The 17027-nt window shown below is 65.6% G+C and carries 13 protein-coding genes; 4 read left to right on the forward strand and 9 right to left on the reverse strand.

The window, feature by feature from the left end; translation table 11 throughout:
* Window positions 1-49: 49 nt before the first annotated feature.
* Entirely contained in the window at window positions 50-481 is a 432-nt protein-coding gene (locus RCF34_RS06390) for a DUF4174 domain-containing protein (RefSeq protein ID WP_308707395.1), read from the reverse strand.
* Window positions 482-843: 362 nt separating this feature from the next.
* Between RCF34_RS06390 and leuA the strand changes: the two genes are divergently transcribed.
* The 3 genes from leuA to RCF34_RS06405 all read left to right on the forward strand — a co-directional run bounded on the left by leuA (window position 844) and on the right by RCF34_RS06405 (window position 6964).
* Window positions 844-2514, forward strand: coding sequence for a 2-isopropylmalate synthase (gene leuA / locus RCF34_RS06395; protein ID WP_308707396.1), 1671 nt, complete (start codon window positions 844-846; stop codon window positions 2512-2514).
* Window positions 2515-2656: 142 nt separating this feature from the next.
* On the forward strand, window positions 2657-5962 hold the full coding sequence (locus tag RCF34_RS06400; protein ID WP_308707397.1) for an EAL domain-containing protein: 3306 nt from the start codon (window positions 2657-2659) through the stop codon (window positions 5960-5962).
* A gap of 51 nt (window positions 5963-6013) precedes the next feature.
* Window positions 6014-6964: an aldo/keto reductase gene (locus RCF34_RS06405; protein ID WP_308707398.1), complete on the forward strand. Its 951-nt coding sequence runs from the start codon at window positions 6014-6016 to the stop codon at window positions 6962-6964.
* A gap of 135 nt (window positions 6965-7099) precedes the next feature.
* Here the strand turns inward: RCF34_RS06405 and RCF34_RS06410 are convergent, their stop codons facing one another.
* Window positions 7100-7561, reverse strand: a complete 462-nt coding sequence (locus RCF34_RS06410; RefSeq protein ID WP_308707399.1) for an Lrp/AsnC family transcriptional regulator — start codon at window positions 7559-7561, stop codon at window positions 7100-7102.
* 131 nt (window positions 7562-7692) lie between these two features.
* On the opposite strand from RCF34_RS06410, the gene RCF34_RS06415 reads away from it, so the two are divergent.
* On the forward strand, window positions 7693-8841 hold the full coding sequence (locus tag RCF34_RS06415; protein ID WP_308707400.1) for an aminotransferase class V-fold PLP-dependent enzyme: 1149 nt from the start codon (window positions 7693-7695) through the stop codon (window positions 8839-8841).
* Here the strand turns inward: RCF34_RS06415 and RCF34_RS06420 are convergent, their stop codons facing one another.
* The 7 genes from RCF34_RS06420 to ispG all read right to left on the reverse strand — a co-directional run bounded on the left by RCF34_RS06420 (window position 8842) and on the right by ispG (window position 17005).
* Window positions 8842-9633, reverse strand: coding sequence for an amidohydrolase (locus tag RCF34_RS06420; RefSeq protein WP_308707401.1), 792 nt, complete (start codon window positions 9631-9633; stop codon window positions 8842-8844). It lies immediately after the preceding gene.
* Window positions 9621-10769, reverse strand: coding sequence for a pyridoxal phosphate-dependent aminotransferase (locus tag RCF34_RS06425; RefSeq protein WP_308707402.1), 1149 nt, complete (start codon window positions 10767-10769; stop codon window positions 9621-9623). Before RCF34_RS06425 ends, RCF34_RS06420 begins: the two co-directional genes overlap by 13 nt.
* A 270-nt stretch (window positions 10770-11039) precedes the next feature.
* Window positions 11040-12527: a ribosome biogenesis GTPase Der gene (der, locus tag RCF34_RS06430; RefSeq protein ID WP_158892845.1), complete on the reverse strand. Its 1488-nt coding sequence runs from the start codon at window positions 12525-12527 to the stop codon at window positions 11040-11042.
* Between the two features lie 238 nt (window positions 12528-12765).
* Window positions 12766-13908 carry an outer membrane protein assembly factor BamB gene (gene bamB, locus RCF34_RS06435; RefSeq protein WP_308707403.1) on the reverse strand — a complete coding sequence of 381 codons (1143 nt, stop codon included), beginning with the start codon at window positions 13906-13908 and terminating at the stop codon, window positions 12766-12768.
* Window positions 13908-14549, reverse strand: coding sequence for a tetratricopeptide repeat protein (locus tag RCF34_RS06440; protein ID WP_308707404.1), 642 nt, complete (start codon window positions 14547-14549; stop codon window positions 13908-13910). Before RCF34_RS06440 ends, bamB begins: the two co-directional genes overlap by 1 nt.
* An 11-nt stretch (window positions 14550-14560) precedes the next feature.
* Complete coding sequence (gene hisS, locus RCF34_RS06445; protein WP_308707405.1) at window positions 14561-15868, reverse strand: histidine--tRNA ligase; 1308 nt, start codon at window positions 15866-15868, stop codon at window positions 14561-14563.
* Window positions 15869-15892: 24 nt separating this feature from the next.
* Entirely contained in the window at window positions 15893-17005 is a 1113-nt protein-coding gene (ispG, locus tag RCF34_RS06450) for a flavodoxin-dependent (E)-4-hydroxy-3-methylbut-2-enyl-diphosphate synthase (RefSeq protein ID WP_308707406.1), read from the reverse strand.
* Window positions 17006-17027 lie beyond the last annotated feature (22 nt).

A 17027-nucleotide genomic window follows, 5' to 3' on the forward strand; every position in this document is an offset into this window, starting at 1 on the left:
CCTGGGCCCCCTCTTCCTCGGGGCGAAGGCTGGGGTAAGGGAACCACGACTACCGCCGCATCGGCATCCGGTCGACCGTGCCGAACAATGTCTTGAGCGACCACCCCTGCTCTTCGCGCACCTTGACCCCACCATCCTTGCCCACCAGATAGAGCGTCGCCGGCTGCCCGGCACGGGCATCCAGCGCCTTGAGCAGCGCCCGGGCCTGCTCCGGGCGCAGCGGCTGGTCGTTGCGGCTTCCGGCACCGTCCACCACGGTATAGAGCACCATCTCGCGCTCGACGAAGGCTTCGCGATTGGCCGGCTGCGCCAGCTCCTCGCGCAGCTTCACCACCTGGGGATCGTTCGCCGTGGGCGCGACCAGGATCAGCGGTCGCGTCTTCCAGCGTTCCGCCTCAAGGGGGTTGTCGACGGCCTGGGCCGCTGACGCCCAGCCGGCCATCAGGGTGGTCGCCAGGCCTACCAGCGCGAGAGTCTTCATGGACGCCTTCCTTCCGTTCGGTTGCCAAGAGTCGTCCAGCATTGACCCGGTCCGGCGCCAGGGATCACCCCGTCGAGCTCGGGCTACACGAAAAACACCGCCACGCTCATTTATAAATCACCAATAACCGGCCTTAACCAGCAATAAATACTCACGAAATCGCCCTGATCGAACATTTCTGCCAATTTCAAAAAGAACATTGCGAGACCCGCCCTGGGCGGACTAACGTGAGCGCCATGTACAACGCCCATACCCTCATCCTCCTCCGGCAGCACCGCTGCCTGCGACTGGTCAGTCCACGACTGCGAAGCTCTGCTGCGCTCGCTTCGTAAGTCCCGACCACGCCCAAGGAAAGAATCGCCATGACCATGCTCAAAGATCCTTCGCAGAAGTACCGTCCCTTCACGCCCGTCGCCCTGCCCGACCGTACCTGGCCGGACAAGGTCATCGACAAGGCGCCGATCTGGCTGTCCACCGACCTGCGCGACGGCAACCAGTCGCTGATCGAGCCGATGGATGCCGAGAAGAAGATGGCCTTCTTCAAGTGCCTGGTGGCGGTAGGCCTGAAGGAGATCGAGGTAGGCTTCCCCTCCGCCTCCCAGACCGACTTCGACTTTGTCCGCGAGCTGATCGAGGGCGGTCATATCCCCGACGACGTCACCATCCAGGTGCTGACCCAGGCCCGTGACGACCTCATCGAGCGTACCTTCGAGTCGCTCAGGGGTGCCAAGCGCGCCATCGTCCACTACTACAACGCCTGTGCGCCGAGCTTCCGTCGCATCGTCTTCGGCCAGGACAAGGCCGGCGTCAAGGCCATCGCCGTGGCCGCCGGCCAGACCATCGTGCGCCTGGCCGCCGAGCGTCCGGAGACCCAGTGGGGCTTCGAGTACTCCCCCGAGGTGTTCAGCTCCACCGAGACCGACTTCGCCGTCGAGGTGTGCAACGCGGTGATCGCGGTGTTCGCACCGACCCCGGCCAACAAGCTGATCCTCAACCTCCCGGCCACCATCGAGTGCGCCACGCCCAACAACTACGCCGACCAGATCGAGTGGTTCGGCCGCCACATCGACCGCCGTGACAGCGTGCTGATCAGCGTCCACACCCACAACGACCGGGGCACCGGCGTGGCCGCCTCGGAACTGGCGGTGATGGCCGGCGCCGATCGCGTCGAAGGTTGCCTGTTCGGCAACGGCGAGCGCACCGGCAACGTCTGCCTGGTGACCCTGGCGCTCAACCTCTACACCCAGGGTGTGGATCCCGAACTGGACTTCTCCGACATCGACGCCGTGCGCAAGACCGTCGAGGAGTGCAACCAGCTGCCGGTGCACCCGCGCCATCCCTATGTCGGCGACCTGGTCCATACCGCCTTCTCCGGCTCCCACCAGGACGCCATCCGCAAGGGCTTCGCCCAGCAGAAGCCGGATGCGCTCTGGGAAGTGCCCTACCTGCCCATCGATCCGGCCGACATCGGCCGCGACTACGAGGCGGTCATCCGCGTCAACAGCCAGTCGGGCAAGGGCGGCATCGCCTTCCTGCTGGAGCAGGAATACGGCATCAGCCTGCCGCGCCGCATGCAGATCGAATTCAGCCAGGTGGTGCAGCGCGAGACCGACCGCCTGGGCCTGGAGATGACCGCGGCGCAGATCCACGCCCTGCTCGAACAGGAATACCTGCAGGCCAAGAGTCCCTACGCCCTGGTCAGCCACAGGCTGCGCGAGGAAGACGGCACCTCCACCGTCGACATCAAGGTCGCCGTCGAGGGTCGTACCGAACACTGGCACGGCACCGCCAAGGGTCCGCTGGAGGCCCTGGTCGCCAGCCTGCCGCAGGCGGTGGAGATCATGGACTACCACGAGCACTCCATCGGCGCCGGCGCCAACGCCAAGGCCGCTTCCTACATCGAGGTCCGCCTGGAAGGCCAGCGCCCGCTGCATGGCATCGGCATCGATGAGAACATCACCACCGCCAGCTTCCGCGCCCTGCTCAGCGCCCTGAACCGCGCGGTCACCCAGGCCCAGGCCAAGGCCGCCTGAAACTGACATTCGTCAAACTAAAGGGAATACCCGTCGGTGTTCCCTTTTTTTATGGTGCCTCTGCCTAGATACTGACCGCTTTGAGGAATTTCCGCTCCCGCCGTGCACCGCCACGCCGAAAGCGGTCCGTTACGGACGGTCGATGAACGTATCTTCGCTTCGGTTTCCGCCCGCCCTGGGTAGCGCCTTGGCACTCTGCGGCGTGTTCCTGCTTTCTTCTCTGCTGTGCCTGACACTGACCGGCCAAGATCCCAGTGCGGTACCGGCGCTGTGGTTACCCAACGGTCTGGCGCTGGCGTACCTGCTGCGCAGTCCGCCACGACAGTGGCCGCTACAGGCTGGGGCAATCTTGGTTGCCACCGTTCTGGCGGATCTCCTAACGGGCGGAACAGTGCTGCCTGGTCTGGGATTCGGCGCCAGCAATCTGGCCGAGATCATGCTGGGCGCGGCGTTGTTACGACGCCAGAGTCTAGCCTTCGATCGCAATGTCGCGGCCATGGGCCGCCTGCTCATCTATGGCGTCCTCCTGCCGCCGCTGCTGGGGGCGGCGTTGGGGACCCTGATGATGGGTCTGACCGGGGAAGCCAGGCTGCTGACCGTTGCTGTGCATTGGTACATCGGCGACGCCCTCGGCCTACTCACGGTGTTACCCCTGGCGCTGCTGCGCTGGCCGGTGGCGCTGGCCACCTTCACGCCATATGGGCGCAAGGAATTCATCGCCCTGCTGGGCCTGAGCCCCCTACTGGCGATCTGCATCCTGAGCTACCTGCCCTACCCCTTCGTCTACCTGGCGATGCTGCTGCTGATGCTGACCATGCGGCTCACCGTAGCGGGTACGGCGTTGATCGGCGGACTCAACATCTTCCTGCTGGGCAACCTGCTGGCCTACGACCATGTCATAGATCTAACCGGCGCGTCCCTGGCCATCCAGGCGCTCACCTACATACCCGTGGCGTTGATGCAGATTCCACCGCTATTGCTGGCATCAGCAGTGCAACAGAGCCGCCATCAGCATCAGCGGCTGCTGCGCAATCAGGCACGCTATCGGCACGCCATGCAGACCGCGCCCTATGGCATGGCGCTGGTGTCGACCCAGGGGCTGCTGTCGGACGTCAACCCGGCTCTGGAGACCATGCTGGGCTATTCGCGCCATGCCCTCGAAGGCCATCCTCTGGACGAGCTGCTGGCCGACTCCCAAGCCGAGCCCGACCTTGGCGAACATGAGCAGACGTTGCAACTCCGTCACCATGACGGCCATACCCTCTGGGTAATGATGGCCTGCTCGCCAGACCACAACGACCAGGATCTACTGACGGGCTATCTGCTGCAGGTTCGGGATATTGATGCCGAGCGGCGCGCCGATGAAGTTAGCGCGCATCTGCGCGAGCGATTGCAACTGGCGATTCGCGCCAGCAACGTCGGCATCTGGGAGTGGGACAGCCGCAGCCGTCAATTCATCGCCGATGCCAAGGTTCAACAGCTCTATGGCCTGCCGCTGATCGATGGCAATTACGAGCTAGCGACCTGGATCGAAGCCCTGCACCCGGAGGATCGCGAAGCCTCCATGAGGCTCTTCCGTGCATCTATCAGCAATCTGTCCTCTTACGAGCACGAGTTTCGGATCGTTCGCCGGGATGGCGCCGTTCGCTGGATCCGTTCTGAAGTCATCGCCATCGAAAGCGGCGACGGCTTTTGCCGAATGGTCGGCAGCAACCGCGACGTCACCGAGCACCACCAGCTGACCACGGCGCTCTACGAGGAAAAGGAACGGCTGCAGGTCACCCTGGCCTCCATCGCCGACGCCGTGCTGACAACCGATATGGACGGCCGCATCCTCTTTCTCAATCCGGTCGCCGAACAGCTCACCGGCTGGTCGCTGGCGGATGCCCAGGGGCGCCGCCACGAAGAGGTGTTCCTCATCCACGACAGCCAGAGCGACGAGGTCCTGCCCAGTCCGGTGACCCGCTGCCTGCGCGAGCAGACCATCACCTCGCTGGACGAGGGCGCGGTGCTGCTCAGTCGCCAGGGTGAAAGACACGAGGTGCAGGACTCCGCCGCGCCGGTACGCACGGTGGATGGCCACATCATCGGCGCGGTGCTGGTGTTCCAGAACGTCACCCACGCGCGCAACCTCCAGCGCGAGCTGAGCTACAACGCCTCCCACGACGCCCTGACCGGTCTCTACAACCGCCTCAAGTTCGAGCAGGAACTGGACGCCGCCTGGCAACAGGCCCAGGCCGGCACCACCCAGCATGCGCTGTGCTTCATCGACCTGGACCGCTTCAAGGTGGTCAACGACTCCGCCGGCCATGCCGCCGGTGACCTGTTGCTGCGCGAACTGGGCACCTTGCTGCGCGACTCCCTGCGCGGCTCGGACGCCGTGGCGCGTATCGGTGGTGACGAATTCGCCCTGCTGCTGCGCGACTGCGACCTGGTGCAGGCCGAGGCCGTCGCCGAAAAGCTCATCGCCAGCATCGGTGCCGTACGCTTCAACTGGCAGAACCGGATCTACGACGTCGGCGCCAGTGCCGGCATCGTCGCCATCACCGCCGAAACCCGCAGCCCGGCGGAATTGATGAGCCAGGCCGACGTGGCCTGCTACACCGCCAAGCACGCCGGGCGCAATCGCGCGGCGCTCTATCGCGCCGGCAGCGAAGACGTGGAGCGCCAGCACCGCGAGATCCTCATGGCCAGCGGCCTGCGCGAGGCCCTGGAGCAGCACCGCTTCGAATTGCACGCCCAGGCCATCGTCCCCACCCGCGCCACCGGCAGCACCGCGCAGCACGTCGAGCTGCTGCTGCGCCTGCGCGATGTCCAGGGCCAGCTGATCTCGCCGGCCACCTTCATCCCGGCCGCCGAGCGCTTCGGCCTGATGAGCAGCATCGACCGTTGGGTCGTGCGCCAGGTGCTGGTCGAGCTGGTCCCCTGGCTGCAGGAACGACCCGAGCTGCACGTGGGCATCAATCTCTCGGGCAACAGCCTGAGCGATCCCGACTTCCTGCCCGAGTTGCTGGAGCTGATCGCCGCCTCGCCACTGGATCCGCAGCGCCTGCTCTTCGAGCTGACCGAGACCGCGGTGATCAACAAGCTCTCGGTGGCCTCCGAACTCATCAGCCAGGTCCGCGAACGTGGCTGCCGCATCGCCCTGGACGACTTCGGCGCCGGCCTCAGCTCCTTCGCCTACCTCAAGCATTTCCGCGTCGACTACGTGAAGATCGACGGCAGCTTCATCCGCACCCTCGACCAGGATCCGCTGGATCGCGCCATCGTCGAGTCGATCAACCAGGTCGCCCATCACCTGGGCGCCGAGACCATCGCCGAATTCGTCGAATCCCAGGCCACCTTCGAATTGCTCGGCATCATCGGCGTGGACTACGCCCAGGGCTATGCCCTCGGCAAACCCCTGCCCCTGCGGGAGTGGCCGGGGCCGACGCGCCTCGAACCTTGAGCCGTGGCCATCGGTCGTAATCTGCATGCCCCCCAACCGGATGAGGATCCCATGCACACACGTACCCTCGGCCACTCAGACCTCCAGGTGCCGCCACTCTGCTTTGGTGGCAACGTCTTCGGCTGGACGCTGGACGAAGCCCAGTCCTTTCGCATGCTGGACGCCTTGCTCGAGGCGGGCCTGAATTTCATCGACACCGCCGACGTCTATTCGCGCTGGGCACCCGGCAACAGCGGTGGCGAATCCGAGACCCTGCTGGGCAAGTGGTTCGCCCGTAGCGGCAAGCGTGATCAGGTGATCCTGGCCACCAAGCTGGGTATGGACATGGGTGAGGGCCGCAAGGGCCTCAAGGCCAGCTATGTGCAGCAGGCGGTGGAGGCCTCGCTCAAGCGCCTGCAGACCGATCGCATCGATCTCTACCAGGCGCACTGCGACGACGAGGACACGCCGCTGGAGGAAACCCTGGGCGCCTTCGCCCGGCTGGTGGAACAGGGCAAGGTACGGGTGATCGGTGCCTCCAACTACGGCGGCCAGCGCCTGCGCGAAGCGACCCAGGTCGCCGAGCGCCTGGGCGTGCCGGCCTACCAGAGCCTGCAACCCCTCTACAACCTGCATGCGCGCCAGGACTACGAGACCGAGCTGGAACCCGTGGTCAAGGAACTCGGTCTGGGCGTGATCAGCTACTTCTCCCTGGCCAGCGGCTTCCTGACCGGCAAGTACCGCACCAAGGACGATCTCAAGGGTTCGCGGGCCGAGATGGTCAAGGGCTACCTGGACGAACGCGGCATGGCCATCCTGGCCGGCCTCGACGAAATCGCCGAAAAGCACGACGCTACCCCGGCCCAGGTCGCCCTGGCCTGGCTGATCGCCCGCCCCAGCATCACCGCGCCCATCGCCAGCGCCACCTCACAGGCCCAACTCGACGACCTGGTGGCCGCCACCCGGCTGCAGCTACCGGCCGACGACGTCACCCTGCTGGATCAGGTCAGCGCCTATCGCTGACACAGTGGCCGGGCTCATCGCCTGCAGACAACCCCCTTTCCCTTTGGGAGAGGGCTGGGATGAGGGTGACCCAAGCAGCTGATATCGAGCGTGGAAAAGGCTGCGCGGCCTTCCACGCTACGGTCTTCATAAGCCCTACCGCACATAGTCCAGCGGCAAGGCCGTGCTGTACTTGATCTGCTCCATGGCGAAGCTGGAACTCACGTCCAGCAATCCCGGCACCTGGATCAGCCGTTTGTAGACGCCGTCGTAGGCGGCGATGTCCGGCACCACGATGCGCATCAGGTAGTCGGTGTCGCCGGCCATGCGATAGAGCTCGACCACCTCCGGGATGGCCGCCACTGCCTCGTGGAAGTGTTGCAGCCAGTCCATGGCGTGCTGGTTGGTGCGCACCGAGACGAACACCGTCACCCCCACGTTGAGTTGCCGGGGGTCGAGCAACGCCACCCGGGCGCGGATGACCCCTTGCTCCTCCAACCTCTGGATACGCCGCCAACAGGCGGTAGTGCCCAGGCCGATACGCTCGGCGATATCGGCCACCGGTCGGGTACTGTCCTGCTGCAAAATCTCGAGAAGGGCCCGATCGAAGCGATCCATGAAATGATTTTCTCTGTATAGGCTATTGAATAGAATTCTATTCTTCCTAGAGTGGCAAAAAGCGATAAGAAAGCAAATTTCTTCACGAGCGGGAGCGTTAGCCTAGTTCCATTCAAACGCCCGAGGCCGCCATGGACGCTTATCCCCTGTATTTCGATTACGCCGCCACCACCCCCGTCGACGACGCCGTCATCGAAGCCATGCTGGGTTGCCTGGGCCGGCAGGGCGTCTTCGGCAATCCCGCCTCCCGCGGCCATGCCTTCGGCAACGATGCCCAGCGCGCCGTGGACACCGCCCGCCAGCAGGTGGCCGAACTGGTCGGCGCCCGGCCCGAGCAGTTGGTCTGGACCTCCGGTGCCACCGAATCCAACAACCTCGCGCTGCTCGGCATGGCCCGTCGTCGCGGACGCGGCCACCTGATCACCAGCTGCCTGGAACACCGGGCGGTGCTCGATACCGCGGCCCAACTGGAAGCCGAGGGCTTCACCGTCACCTACCTGACGCCGGACGCGACAGGTCTGATCACCCCCGCCGCCGTCGAGCAGGCCTGGCGAACGGACACCTGCCTGGTCTCGCTGATGGTGGTGAACAACGAGCTGGGCACCCTGACCGACATCGACGCCATCGGCCGAATGGTCCGCGCCAGGGGCGCCCTCTTCCACGTGGACGCCGCTCAGGCCACCGGCAAGGTCACCATCGACCTGGCCAGCCTGGAGGTCGATCTGATGTCCTTTTCCGCGCACAAGACCTATGGGCCCAAGGGCATCGGCGCCCTCTATGTCGGTCCGCATGCCGAGGGCGCCCTGCAGGCACAGATCCACGGCGGCGGCCATGAGCGCGGACTACGTTCCGGCACCCTGGCTACTCACCAGATCGTCGGCATGGGTACCGCCTTCGCCCTCGCTGCCCAGGCCATGGCGCGGGAGAACGAGCGTCTCGGTCAGTTGCGCGAGCGGTTCCTGGCCGGGGTCCAGACCCTGCCCGGCATGCAGCTCAATGGCTGCGCCCGGCAGCGCATTCCCCATACCCTGAATCTGACCTTCGCCACGCCGCTGGATACCGCATCATTGCAGCGCCAGCTGGCCTTCTCCACCACCTCGGCCTGCAGTTCGGCCAAGGCTGCGCCCTCCCATGTGCTCCTGGGTCTGGGCCTCACCGCCGAACAGGCGGCGCGCAGCTACAGATTCAGCCTGGGTCGCTACACCACCGCGGCGGACGTGGACCGGGCCGTCGCCCTGATCCGCCAGCACGCTGCCCAGCCAGCGCCCTTCTGGGCCTGATCAGTCCAGGCGGAAGGCGTCGGCATCGCGCTGCGCCGGAAAGCGCTGGCGATAGCCGGCCAGGTCCGCGGCCGCCAGGGTCGTATGGAAGACGCCGGATTCCGCGCCGGCTTCGATCAGGGGTTCACCCTGGAAGTCCAGCACCTGGCTGTCTCCCGCATAGGGATGGCCATTGCCGTCGCTGCCGATGCGATTCACCGCGGCGACGTAGCAGAGATTCTCGATGGCCCGCGCCGGCAGCAGGCGGCTCCAATGCCCGCGCCGCGGCGCCGGCCAGTTGGCTACATAGAGCAGCAGATCGGTATCGTCCTGGGCACGACTCCAGACCGGGAATCTCAGGTCGTAGCAGATCAGCGGGCGGATCCGCCAACCCTTGAGTGTCACCACCAGCTGTGTCTCGCCTGGCGCATAGTGTTCGTGCTCGCCGGCCATGCGAAACAGATGGCGCTTGTCGTAGTGCTGCAACTCGCCATCCGGCGTCGCCCACAGCAGGCGATTGCGGTGCTGCCCATCCGCATCCCGCACGATCAGGCTGCCGGTGATCACGGCGCCGAGACGCTGCGCCTGTTCTCTCATCCAGGCCGCCGTCGGCCCGTCCGCGGGCTCGGCAAGGACTGTCGATTCCATGGAAAAGCCGGTGGTGAACATCTCCGGCAGGATGACCAGGTCGGTCTCGCCCATGTCCGTCAGCAGACACTCGAAATGGGCGCGGTTGGCGGCCGGGGCGTGCCAAACCAGGTCGCTCTGCACCAGCGCCAGGCGTAGGTCCTGGGTGGGGGTCAGATCGCGCATAGCCGCTCCGCTGCCTGGCGCAGGGTGTCTTCGCGCTTGGCGAAGCAGAAGCGCACCAGGCGCAGGTCCGCGGGCGGCGTCTGGTAGAACACCGACAGCGGAATGGCGGCGACGCCATGCTCGCGGGTCAGCCACTCGGCCATGGCCACGTCGTCCAGATCCGGGCGGATGGCGGAATAGTCGGCCACCTGGAAATAGGTGCCGGCGGCACGCTGGAAGGTGAAGCGCGAGTTGCCCAGCAGATCGCAGAAGAGATCGCGCTTGGCCTGGTAGAAGGCCGGCAGCTTGCTGAGGTGTTCGGGATGGGCGGCCATGAAGTCGGCCAGGGCGCCCTGGATCGGCGTCACCCCGCAGAAGCTCACGTACTGGTGGACCTTGCGCAACTCGGCCGACAGCGCCGGCGGCGCCACCACGTAGCCGGTCTTCCAGCCGGTGACGTGGTAGGTCTTGCCAAAGGAGCTGACCACGAAGGCGCGGGCATAGAGTTCGTCGTGGGCGATGACGCTGGCATGGCGCTCGTCGTCGTACACCAGGTGCTCATAGACCTCGTCGCTGACCAGGTAGAGATCGCGCCCACGGATCAGCGCGGCCAGGCGGTCCAGTTCGGCAGCGCTGACCAGGGAGCCACTGGGATTGTGCGGGGTATTGAGCACGATGGCGCGGGTGCGTGGGCTCAGGGCCGCTTCCAGCGCCGCCCAGTCGATGCCGAAGCCCGGCAGCGCCAGGGGCAGGTGCACACAGCGCCCGCCGGCCAGGTGCACCGAGGGTTCGTAGCTGTCGTAGCAGGGATCGAAGACGATCACCTCGTCACCTGGCCGCACCAGGGTCTGGAGAGCACAGAACAGGCCCTGGGTGGCCCCGGGCACGATGGTGACCTCGGCCTCGGCGTCCACCGCACGGCCATAGAAGCGGGCGACCTTGGCCGCCACCTGCTGGCGCAGCGCCGGCAGCCCGGTCATGGGCGCGTACTGGTTGTGACCGGCCGCGACATGGCGACCGACCGCCGCGAGCAGCTCGGCCGGGCCGTCGAAATCGGGAAAGCCCTGGGACAGGTTCAGCGCACCGGTCTGGGCGGCGAGCTGGGACATGCGGGTAAAGATGGTGACGGCGAGGTCGGGAAGCTTGCTCTGGATCATCGCGCGGGTACAGGTCTGGCTGAGAAGACCAGCAGCCTGCGATTTTTTCCCCGCCAGGGCAAGGGATGGGGCGTGGAAAAGGGAGCGGTTCGCCCCACGCGGCCAGCTGGACGCTCAGCCGCGATCCGCAGGGCCTCGATAAGGCTGATCACGTAGCGTGGGAAACGGCGCAGCCTTTTCCACGGGTGCTTCCACGACGGGATTGCCTTGACGCATCACCAAAGAAAAAGGGGGCTATCGAGCCCCCTTCCTTTCGCAGCATGCCACGGTCTACCGCCGCTTGTCCTTGCGCTTCTTCTCGGCCTTCTTGTGGTGGCTCATCAACCGGCGCTTCTTGTTGACCTGGCGCTCGGTGAGGGTGTTCTTCTTGCCCTCGAAGGGGTTCTCGCCACCGCGGTATTCGATGCGGATCGGCGTACCCACCAGCTTGAGCACCCGGCGATAGGTCTTTTCCAGGTAGCGGGTATAGGACTTGGGCACCGCATCCGTCTGGTTGCCGTGGATGACGATCAGCGGCGGGTTGGCGCCGCCCAGGTGGGCATAGCGCAGCTTGATGCGCCGGCCACTGACCATCGGCGGCTGGTGCTCCTGCACCGCGTCCTCGAGGATCTGGGTCAGGCGGCTGGTGGGCCAGCGAGTGGTGGCCGAGGCGAAGGACTGCTGCACCGACTTGTACAGGTGACCCACGCCGGTGCCATGCAGCGCCGAGATGAAGTGGATGTCGGCGAAGTCGACGAACAGCAGCCGGCGCTCCAGCTCGGTCTTGACGTAGTCGCGCTCGCCGGACTCCATGCCGTCCCACTTGTTGAGGGCGATCACCAGGGCGCGACCGGTCTCCAGCACGAAGCCGAGCAGGTTGAGGTCGTGCTCGACCACGCCTTCGCGGGCGTCCATGACGAAGATCACCACGTTGGCGTCCTGGATCGCCTGTAGCGTCTTGACCACCGAGAACTTCTCGACCGCCTCGAAGACCTTGCCGCGGCGGCGCACGCCGGCGGTGTCGATCAGGGTGTAGCGTTCTTCGTTGCGTTCGAAAGGGATGTAGATGCTGTCGCGCGTGGTGCCGGCCTGGTCATAGACGATCACCCGCTCTTCGCCGAGCATGCGGTTGACCAGGGTCGACTTGCCGACGTTGGGCCGGCCGATCACGGCGATCTTGATGCCGGTGGTCTCGTCGATGCCCTGCACGCGACGGAAGACGTCACCGCCCTCTTCCGCGGCGGCGCGCACCTGCTCCTCGGTGAGCTCCTCGACCTCGACCTCATCCTTGGGAAAGACGCCCAGGGCGTCTTCCAGCAGGTTGTTCACGCCGCGCCCGTGGGCCGCCGCGATGGGATAGGCGTCGCCAATGGCCAGCGGGCTGAATTCCGCCCGGGCGATATCCGGGTCGACGGTATCGACCTTGTTGGCCACCAGGAAGGTGCGCTTGTTTCGCTTGCGCAGGTGCTCGGCGATCATCTGGTCGGCGACGGTCATGCCTTCGCGGGAGTCCACCAGGAACAGCACCGCATCGGATTCTTCGATGGCCTGCAGCGACTGCTCGGCCATCTTCAGGTCGATACCTTCCTCGTCACCAGAGATACCGCCGGTGTCGACCACGATGTAGGTGCGCCCCTGCCACTTGGCTTCGCCGTACTTGCGATCGCGGGTCAGGCCGGCGAAGTCGGCGACGATGGCGTCCCGGGTCTTGGTCAGGCGGTTGAAAAGCGTGGATTTGCCGACGTTCGGCCGCCCCACCAGGGCAATTACGGGAACCATACGGCTCTCCCAGAGCAGAAAACACGATGGCCGCTACCGAACTTCACGGTAGCGGCCATCGGTTGAGGATAAAGGTGTAGTGCGGTGTTTCAGAGGTTACTACACAATTTTGGCGGCGCTTTTTCGGCCTGGACGGCGCTGTCACTCCTCGCCATAGCCCTGCTATGACTCGTCGCGGCGCCTTGCCCAGACCCAACAATCACTCGCCAATTCTTGCGCGAACTTCTAAAACACCCCACTAGCGCAGACGATAGGCGACGAGTTTACCGCCATTGCCGTAAACATAGAGCATGTCGCCGACGACCAGTGGCCGTACCCGGACGCCGTCACCGTCGACCTTGGTGCGACCGACGAAACGCCCATCGACCTGGCTCAGCAGGTGGATGTAGCCGGCGTAGTCGCCCACCACCACGTTGCTCGACCAGACCACCGGGCCGGTGAGCTGGCGACGGGCCAGATCGGCATTGGTCCAGAGCGCGGAGGTCGAGGATTCCTCGACGGCCTCCACGGTGCCGTTGTCCAGGCTCAGGTAGACGTTGCCGAAGCCTTCGGCGACGCCGTCGTAGCTGGAGGCATCCCGCTGCCAGAGGACCTGGCCATTGGCCGGATTGAGCGCGGCTACGCGGCCGTTGTAGCTGACCACATAGAGGGTGTCGCCCGACAGCGACAGGCCACCGTCCACGTCGACGATGCGCTCCAGTTCGGAACGGCCCTTGGGCACGGCAATCTGCTGTTCCCACAACGGCAGGCCACGCTGCACGTCCAGGGCGACCACCTTGCCGCTGGCGAAGCCGGCCATGACCACTTGGTTGGTGACCAGGGGGGCACCGGTGCCCCTCAGACTCAGCACGGGCTGGGTGTCTTCGTAGATCCAGCGACGGGTGCCGCTGCCCAGTTCGAAGGCCTGCAGCTTGTCGTCCTGGGACTGCACCACCACCACGTCGTTGTTGACCACCGGGGCGGACAGCACCTCGCTGGACGCCTGGGCGCGCCACTTCTCGTCGCCACTGGCACTGTCGAGGGCGATCACCTGGCCACGCAGGGTGCCAACCAGCACCAGGCCGGAACCGACCCCGACGCCGCCGGATACCGGCAGGTCCAGGTCTTTCTTCCACAGCACCTGGCCGGTCTCGCGATTCATCGCCATGACCCGGCCATCGGCATCGGCGGCAAAGATCGTCTGACCGTCCACGGCCGGTACCAGGCGGTTGTATTCCTTGCCCTGGCCATCGCCCACCGAACGACTCCAGACTTCATCCAGCCGGACTTCGGCCTTGATGTCCTTCAGCTCGGCCGGCGGCAATTCCTTCTTACCGGTGCTGCTGCACCCGACGACCGCAAGGGCGAGACCCAGTACCGCGATAGGCTTCCAGCGCAACATCAGGCGTCTCCTTTGGCGAGATCATCGAGTTTCATCTGCAGCACGCCTTCGGCTGCATCGTTGGGCAGCGCGGCGCGGGCTTTTTCATAGGCGGCGCGGGCCTCGACCGGCTTCTTCAATGCCACCAGCAGGTCGCCCCGCAATTCTTCGCGGTTGGCGACATAGGCCTTGGGCGCCTCGCCATCCAGCAGCTTGAGGCCTTCCTCGGCCTTGCCCTGGGCTGCCAGCACCCGGGCCAGACGCTGACGCGCCAGCTCGCCGAGTTCGGCGTCGTGGGGCTTGTCCACCACGGCCTTGAGTTCGGCGGCGGCGTCGTCCAGGCGATTGTTCTCCACGGCCACCTTGGCGACGAAGAGACTCCCGTACTGGGCGTAGGCGGTACCGGAATAATCCTGCTTGAGCTTGCCGTAGGTATCGGTCACCCGGGCGGTGTCGACCTTGCCACCGGGCGCCAGGGTAGCTTCCACCAGCTGCTGATAGAGCACCGAGGCGCCTTGCGCCTGGTTGTTCTGATAGCGCTGCCAGCCCTGCCAGCCCAGTACCGCCACCAGGGCGATGACGCCACCGGCCAGCAGCGGCTTGCCGTTACGCTGCCACCAGGCCTTGGCGACCACCAGATTGTCGTCGTCGATGGAACTCAAATCCGTTCTCCTCAATTCCCGCGACCGGAACCGGCCGGGGGCAAAATCTCGTCCAGACGAGCGGCCAGGGCCGCGAAGTCGACCTTTTCCTGGGGCGCCTCGCCACGCAGCGGCTTGAGTGCCACCTGTTGCGTGGCCAGTTCGTCGTCGCCCAGGATCATCGCCCAGAGCGCGCCGCTCTTGTCGGCCTTCTTGAACTGGCTCTTGAAGCTGCCGGCGCCGGCGTTGACCAGCAGACGCAGGTCGGGACGGGCATCGCGCAGTTGCTCGGCCAGCTTGAGGCCGGCCAGCTCGGCCGCCTCGCCAAAGGCGCAGAGATAGAGATCGGCGGGGCGCTGCAGATCACCGGGCAGACGCTCCAGGGTTTCCAGCAGCAGCACCAGGCGCTCGACCCCCATGGCGAAACCGACCCCAGGGGTGGGCTTGCCGCCGAACTGGGTGATCAGGCCGTCGTAGCGGCCACCGGCGCAGACGGTGCCCTGGGCCCCCAGCTTGTCGGTGACCCACTCGAAGACGGTACGGCCGTAGTAGTCCAGGCCACGCACCAGCTTGGGATTGATCTGGTAGCGGATGCCGGCGGCGTCCAGGCGGGCCTTGAGGCCGTCGAAGTGGGCACGGGATTCGTCGTCCAGGTAATCCGCCAGGGTCGGGGCGTCCTGCAACAGCGCCTGGGTCTGGGCGTTCTTGCTGTCGAGGATGCGCAGCGGATTGGTGGTCAGGCGCCGCTGGCTGTCTTCGTCGAGCTGCTCGAAGCGGTCCTGCAGATAGGCCACCAGGGCTTCGCGATAGCGCACGCGATCGGCGCTGGAACCCAGGCTGTTGAGCTGCAGGGTGACGGCGTCGCTCAGGCCCAGGCGCTGCCAGAGGCGCGCGGTGAGCACGATCAGTTCGGCGTCGATGTCCGGACCGGGCAGGTTGAAGACCTCCACGCCGATCTGGTGGAACTGGCGATAGCGGCCCTTCTGCGGCTTCTCGTAGCGGAACATCGGCCCGGCGTACCAGAGCTTCTGCACCTGGCCACCGCCGGTCATGCCATGTTCGAGCACGGCCCGCACGCAACCCGCGGTGCCTTCGGGTCTCAGGGTCAGGGACTCCTCGTTGCGGTCGAGGAAGGTGTACATCTCCTTGTCGACCACGTCGGTGCCCTCGCCGATACCGCGGGCGAAGAGTTCGGTGAACTCCATGATGGGCAGACGGATCTCGTGGTAACCATAGCCGTCGAGCAACGTCGCGAAGGTACGTTCCAGGTAGCGCCAGGCCGGAGTCTGCTCCGGCAGGATATCGTTCATGCCACGGATGGCTTGCAGGGACTTGCTCACGAAAGGGCCTTATTCCTTGATCTTTCAGCTGCGCGCGATGAGTGCGGCATCCGCTTCGGCCTTCTCGGCCGCCTTGCGGCGGATGAGCCCTTCCAGCTCGTCCACCAGATTGTCGTTGTTCAGCTTGGAGGCCGGCTTGCCGTCGATGTACACCAGGTTGTTGGGCGTACCTCCGGTCAGGCCGACATGGGCCTCCTTGGCTTCGCCGGGGCCGTTGACCACGCAGCCGATCACCGCGACGTCCAGCGGCACCAGCAGGTCCTCCAGGCGCCCTTCCAGCTCGTTCATGGTCTTGACCACATCGAAGTTCTGCCGCGAGCAGCTCGGGCAGGCGATGAAGTTGATGCCACGCGAACGCAGGCGCAGGGATTTCAGGATGTCGAAACCGACCTTGATCTCCTCGACCGGATCGGCCGCGAGCGAGATGCGGATGGTGTCGCCGATGCCGTCAGCCAGCAGCATGCCCAGACCCACGGCGGATTTCACCGTACCCGAGCGCAGGCCGCCGGCTTCGGTGATGCCCAGGTGCAGCGGCTGCTCGATGCGGGTGGCCAGCTGGCGATAGGCGGCCACGGCCATGAAGACGTCACTGGCCTTCACGCTGACCTTGAAGTCCGGATAGTCCAGCTTCTCCAGGTGGTCGACGTGGCGCATGGCCGATTCCACCAGGGCTTCCGGGGTGGGCTCGCCGTATTTCTTCTGTAGGTCCTTTTCCAGCGAACCGGCGTTGACGCCGATGCGGATCGGGATGCCGCGCTCGCGGGCCGCGTCGACCACCGCCCTGACCCGGTCTTCGCGACCGATGTTGCCGGGGTTGATGCGCAGGCAGTCAACGCCCAGTTCGGCCACACGCAGGGCGATCTTGTAGTCGAAGTGGATGTCGGCCACCAGCGGCAGGCTGACCCGCTGCTTGATGCGACCGAAGGCTTCGGCGGCGTCCATGTCGGGCACCGAGATGCGCACGATGTCGGCACCGGCGTCCTGCAGGCGCTGGATCTGCGCCACGGTGGCGTCGACGTCGCAGGTTTCGGTGTTGGTCATGCTCTGCACGGCGATGGGGGCATCGCCGCCGACCGGCACCGAGCCGACCCAGATCTTGCGGGACAACCGACGTTTGATGGGCGATTCGCTATGCATGCTGGTTTCCCATGGGGTCGCC

It is taken from the genome of Pseudomonas sp. 102515 (genome assembly GCF_031085165.1).
Lineage (GTDB): Bacteria > Pseudomonadota > Gammaproteobacteria > Pseudomonadales > Pseudomonadaceae > Chryseomonas.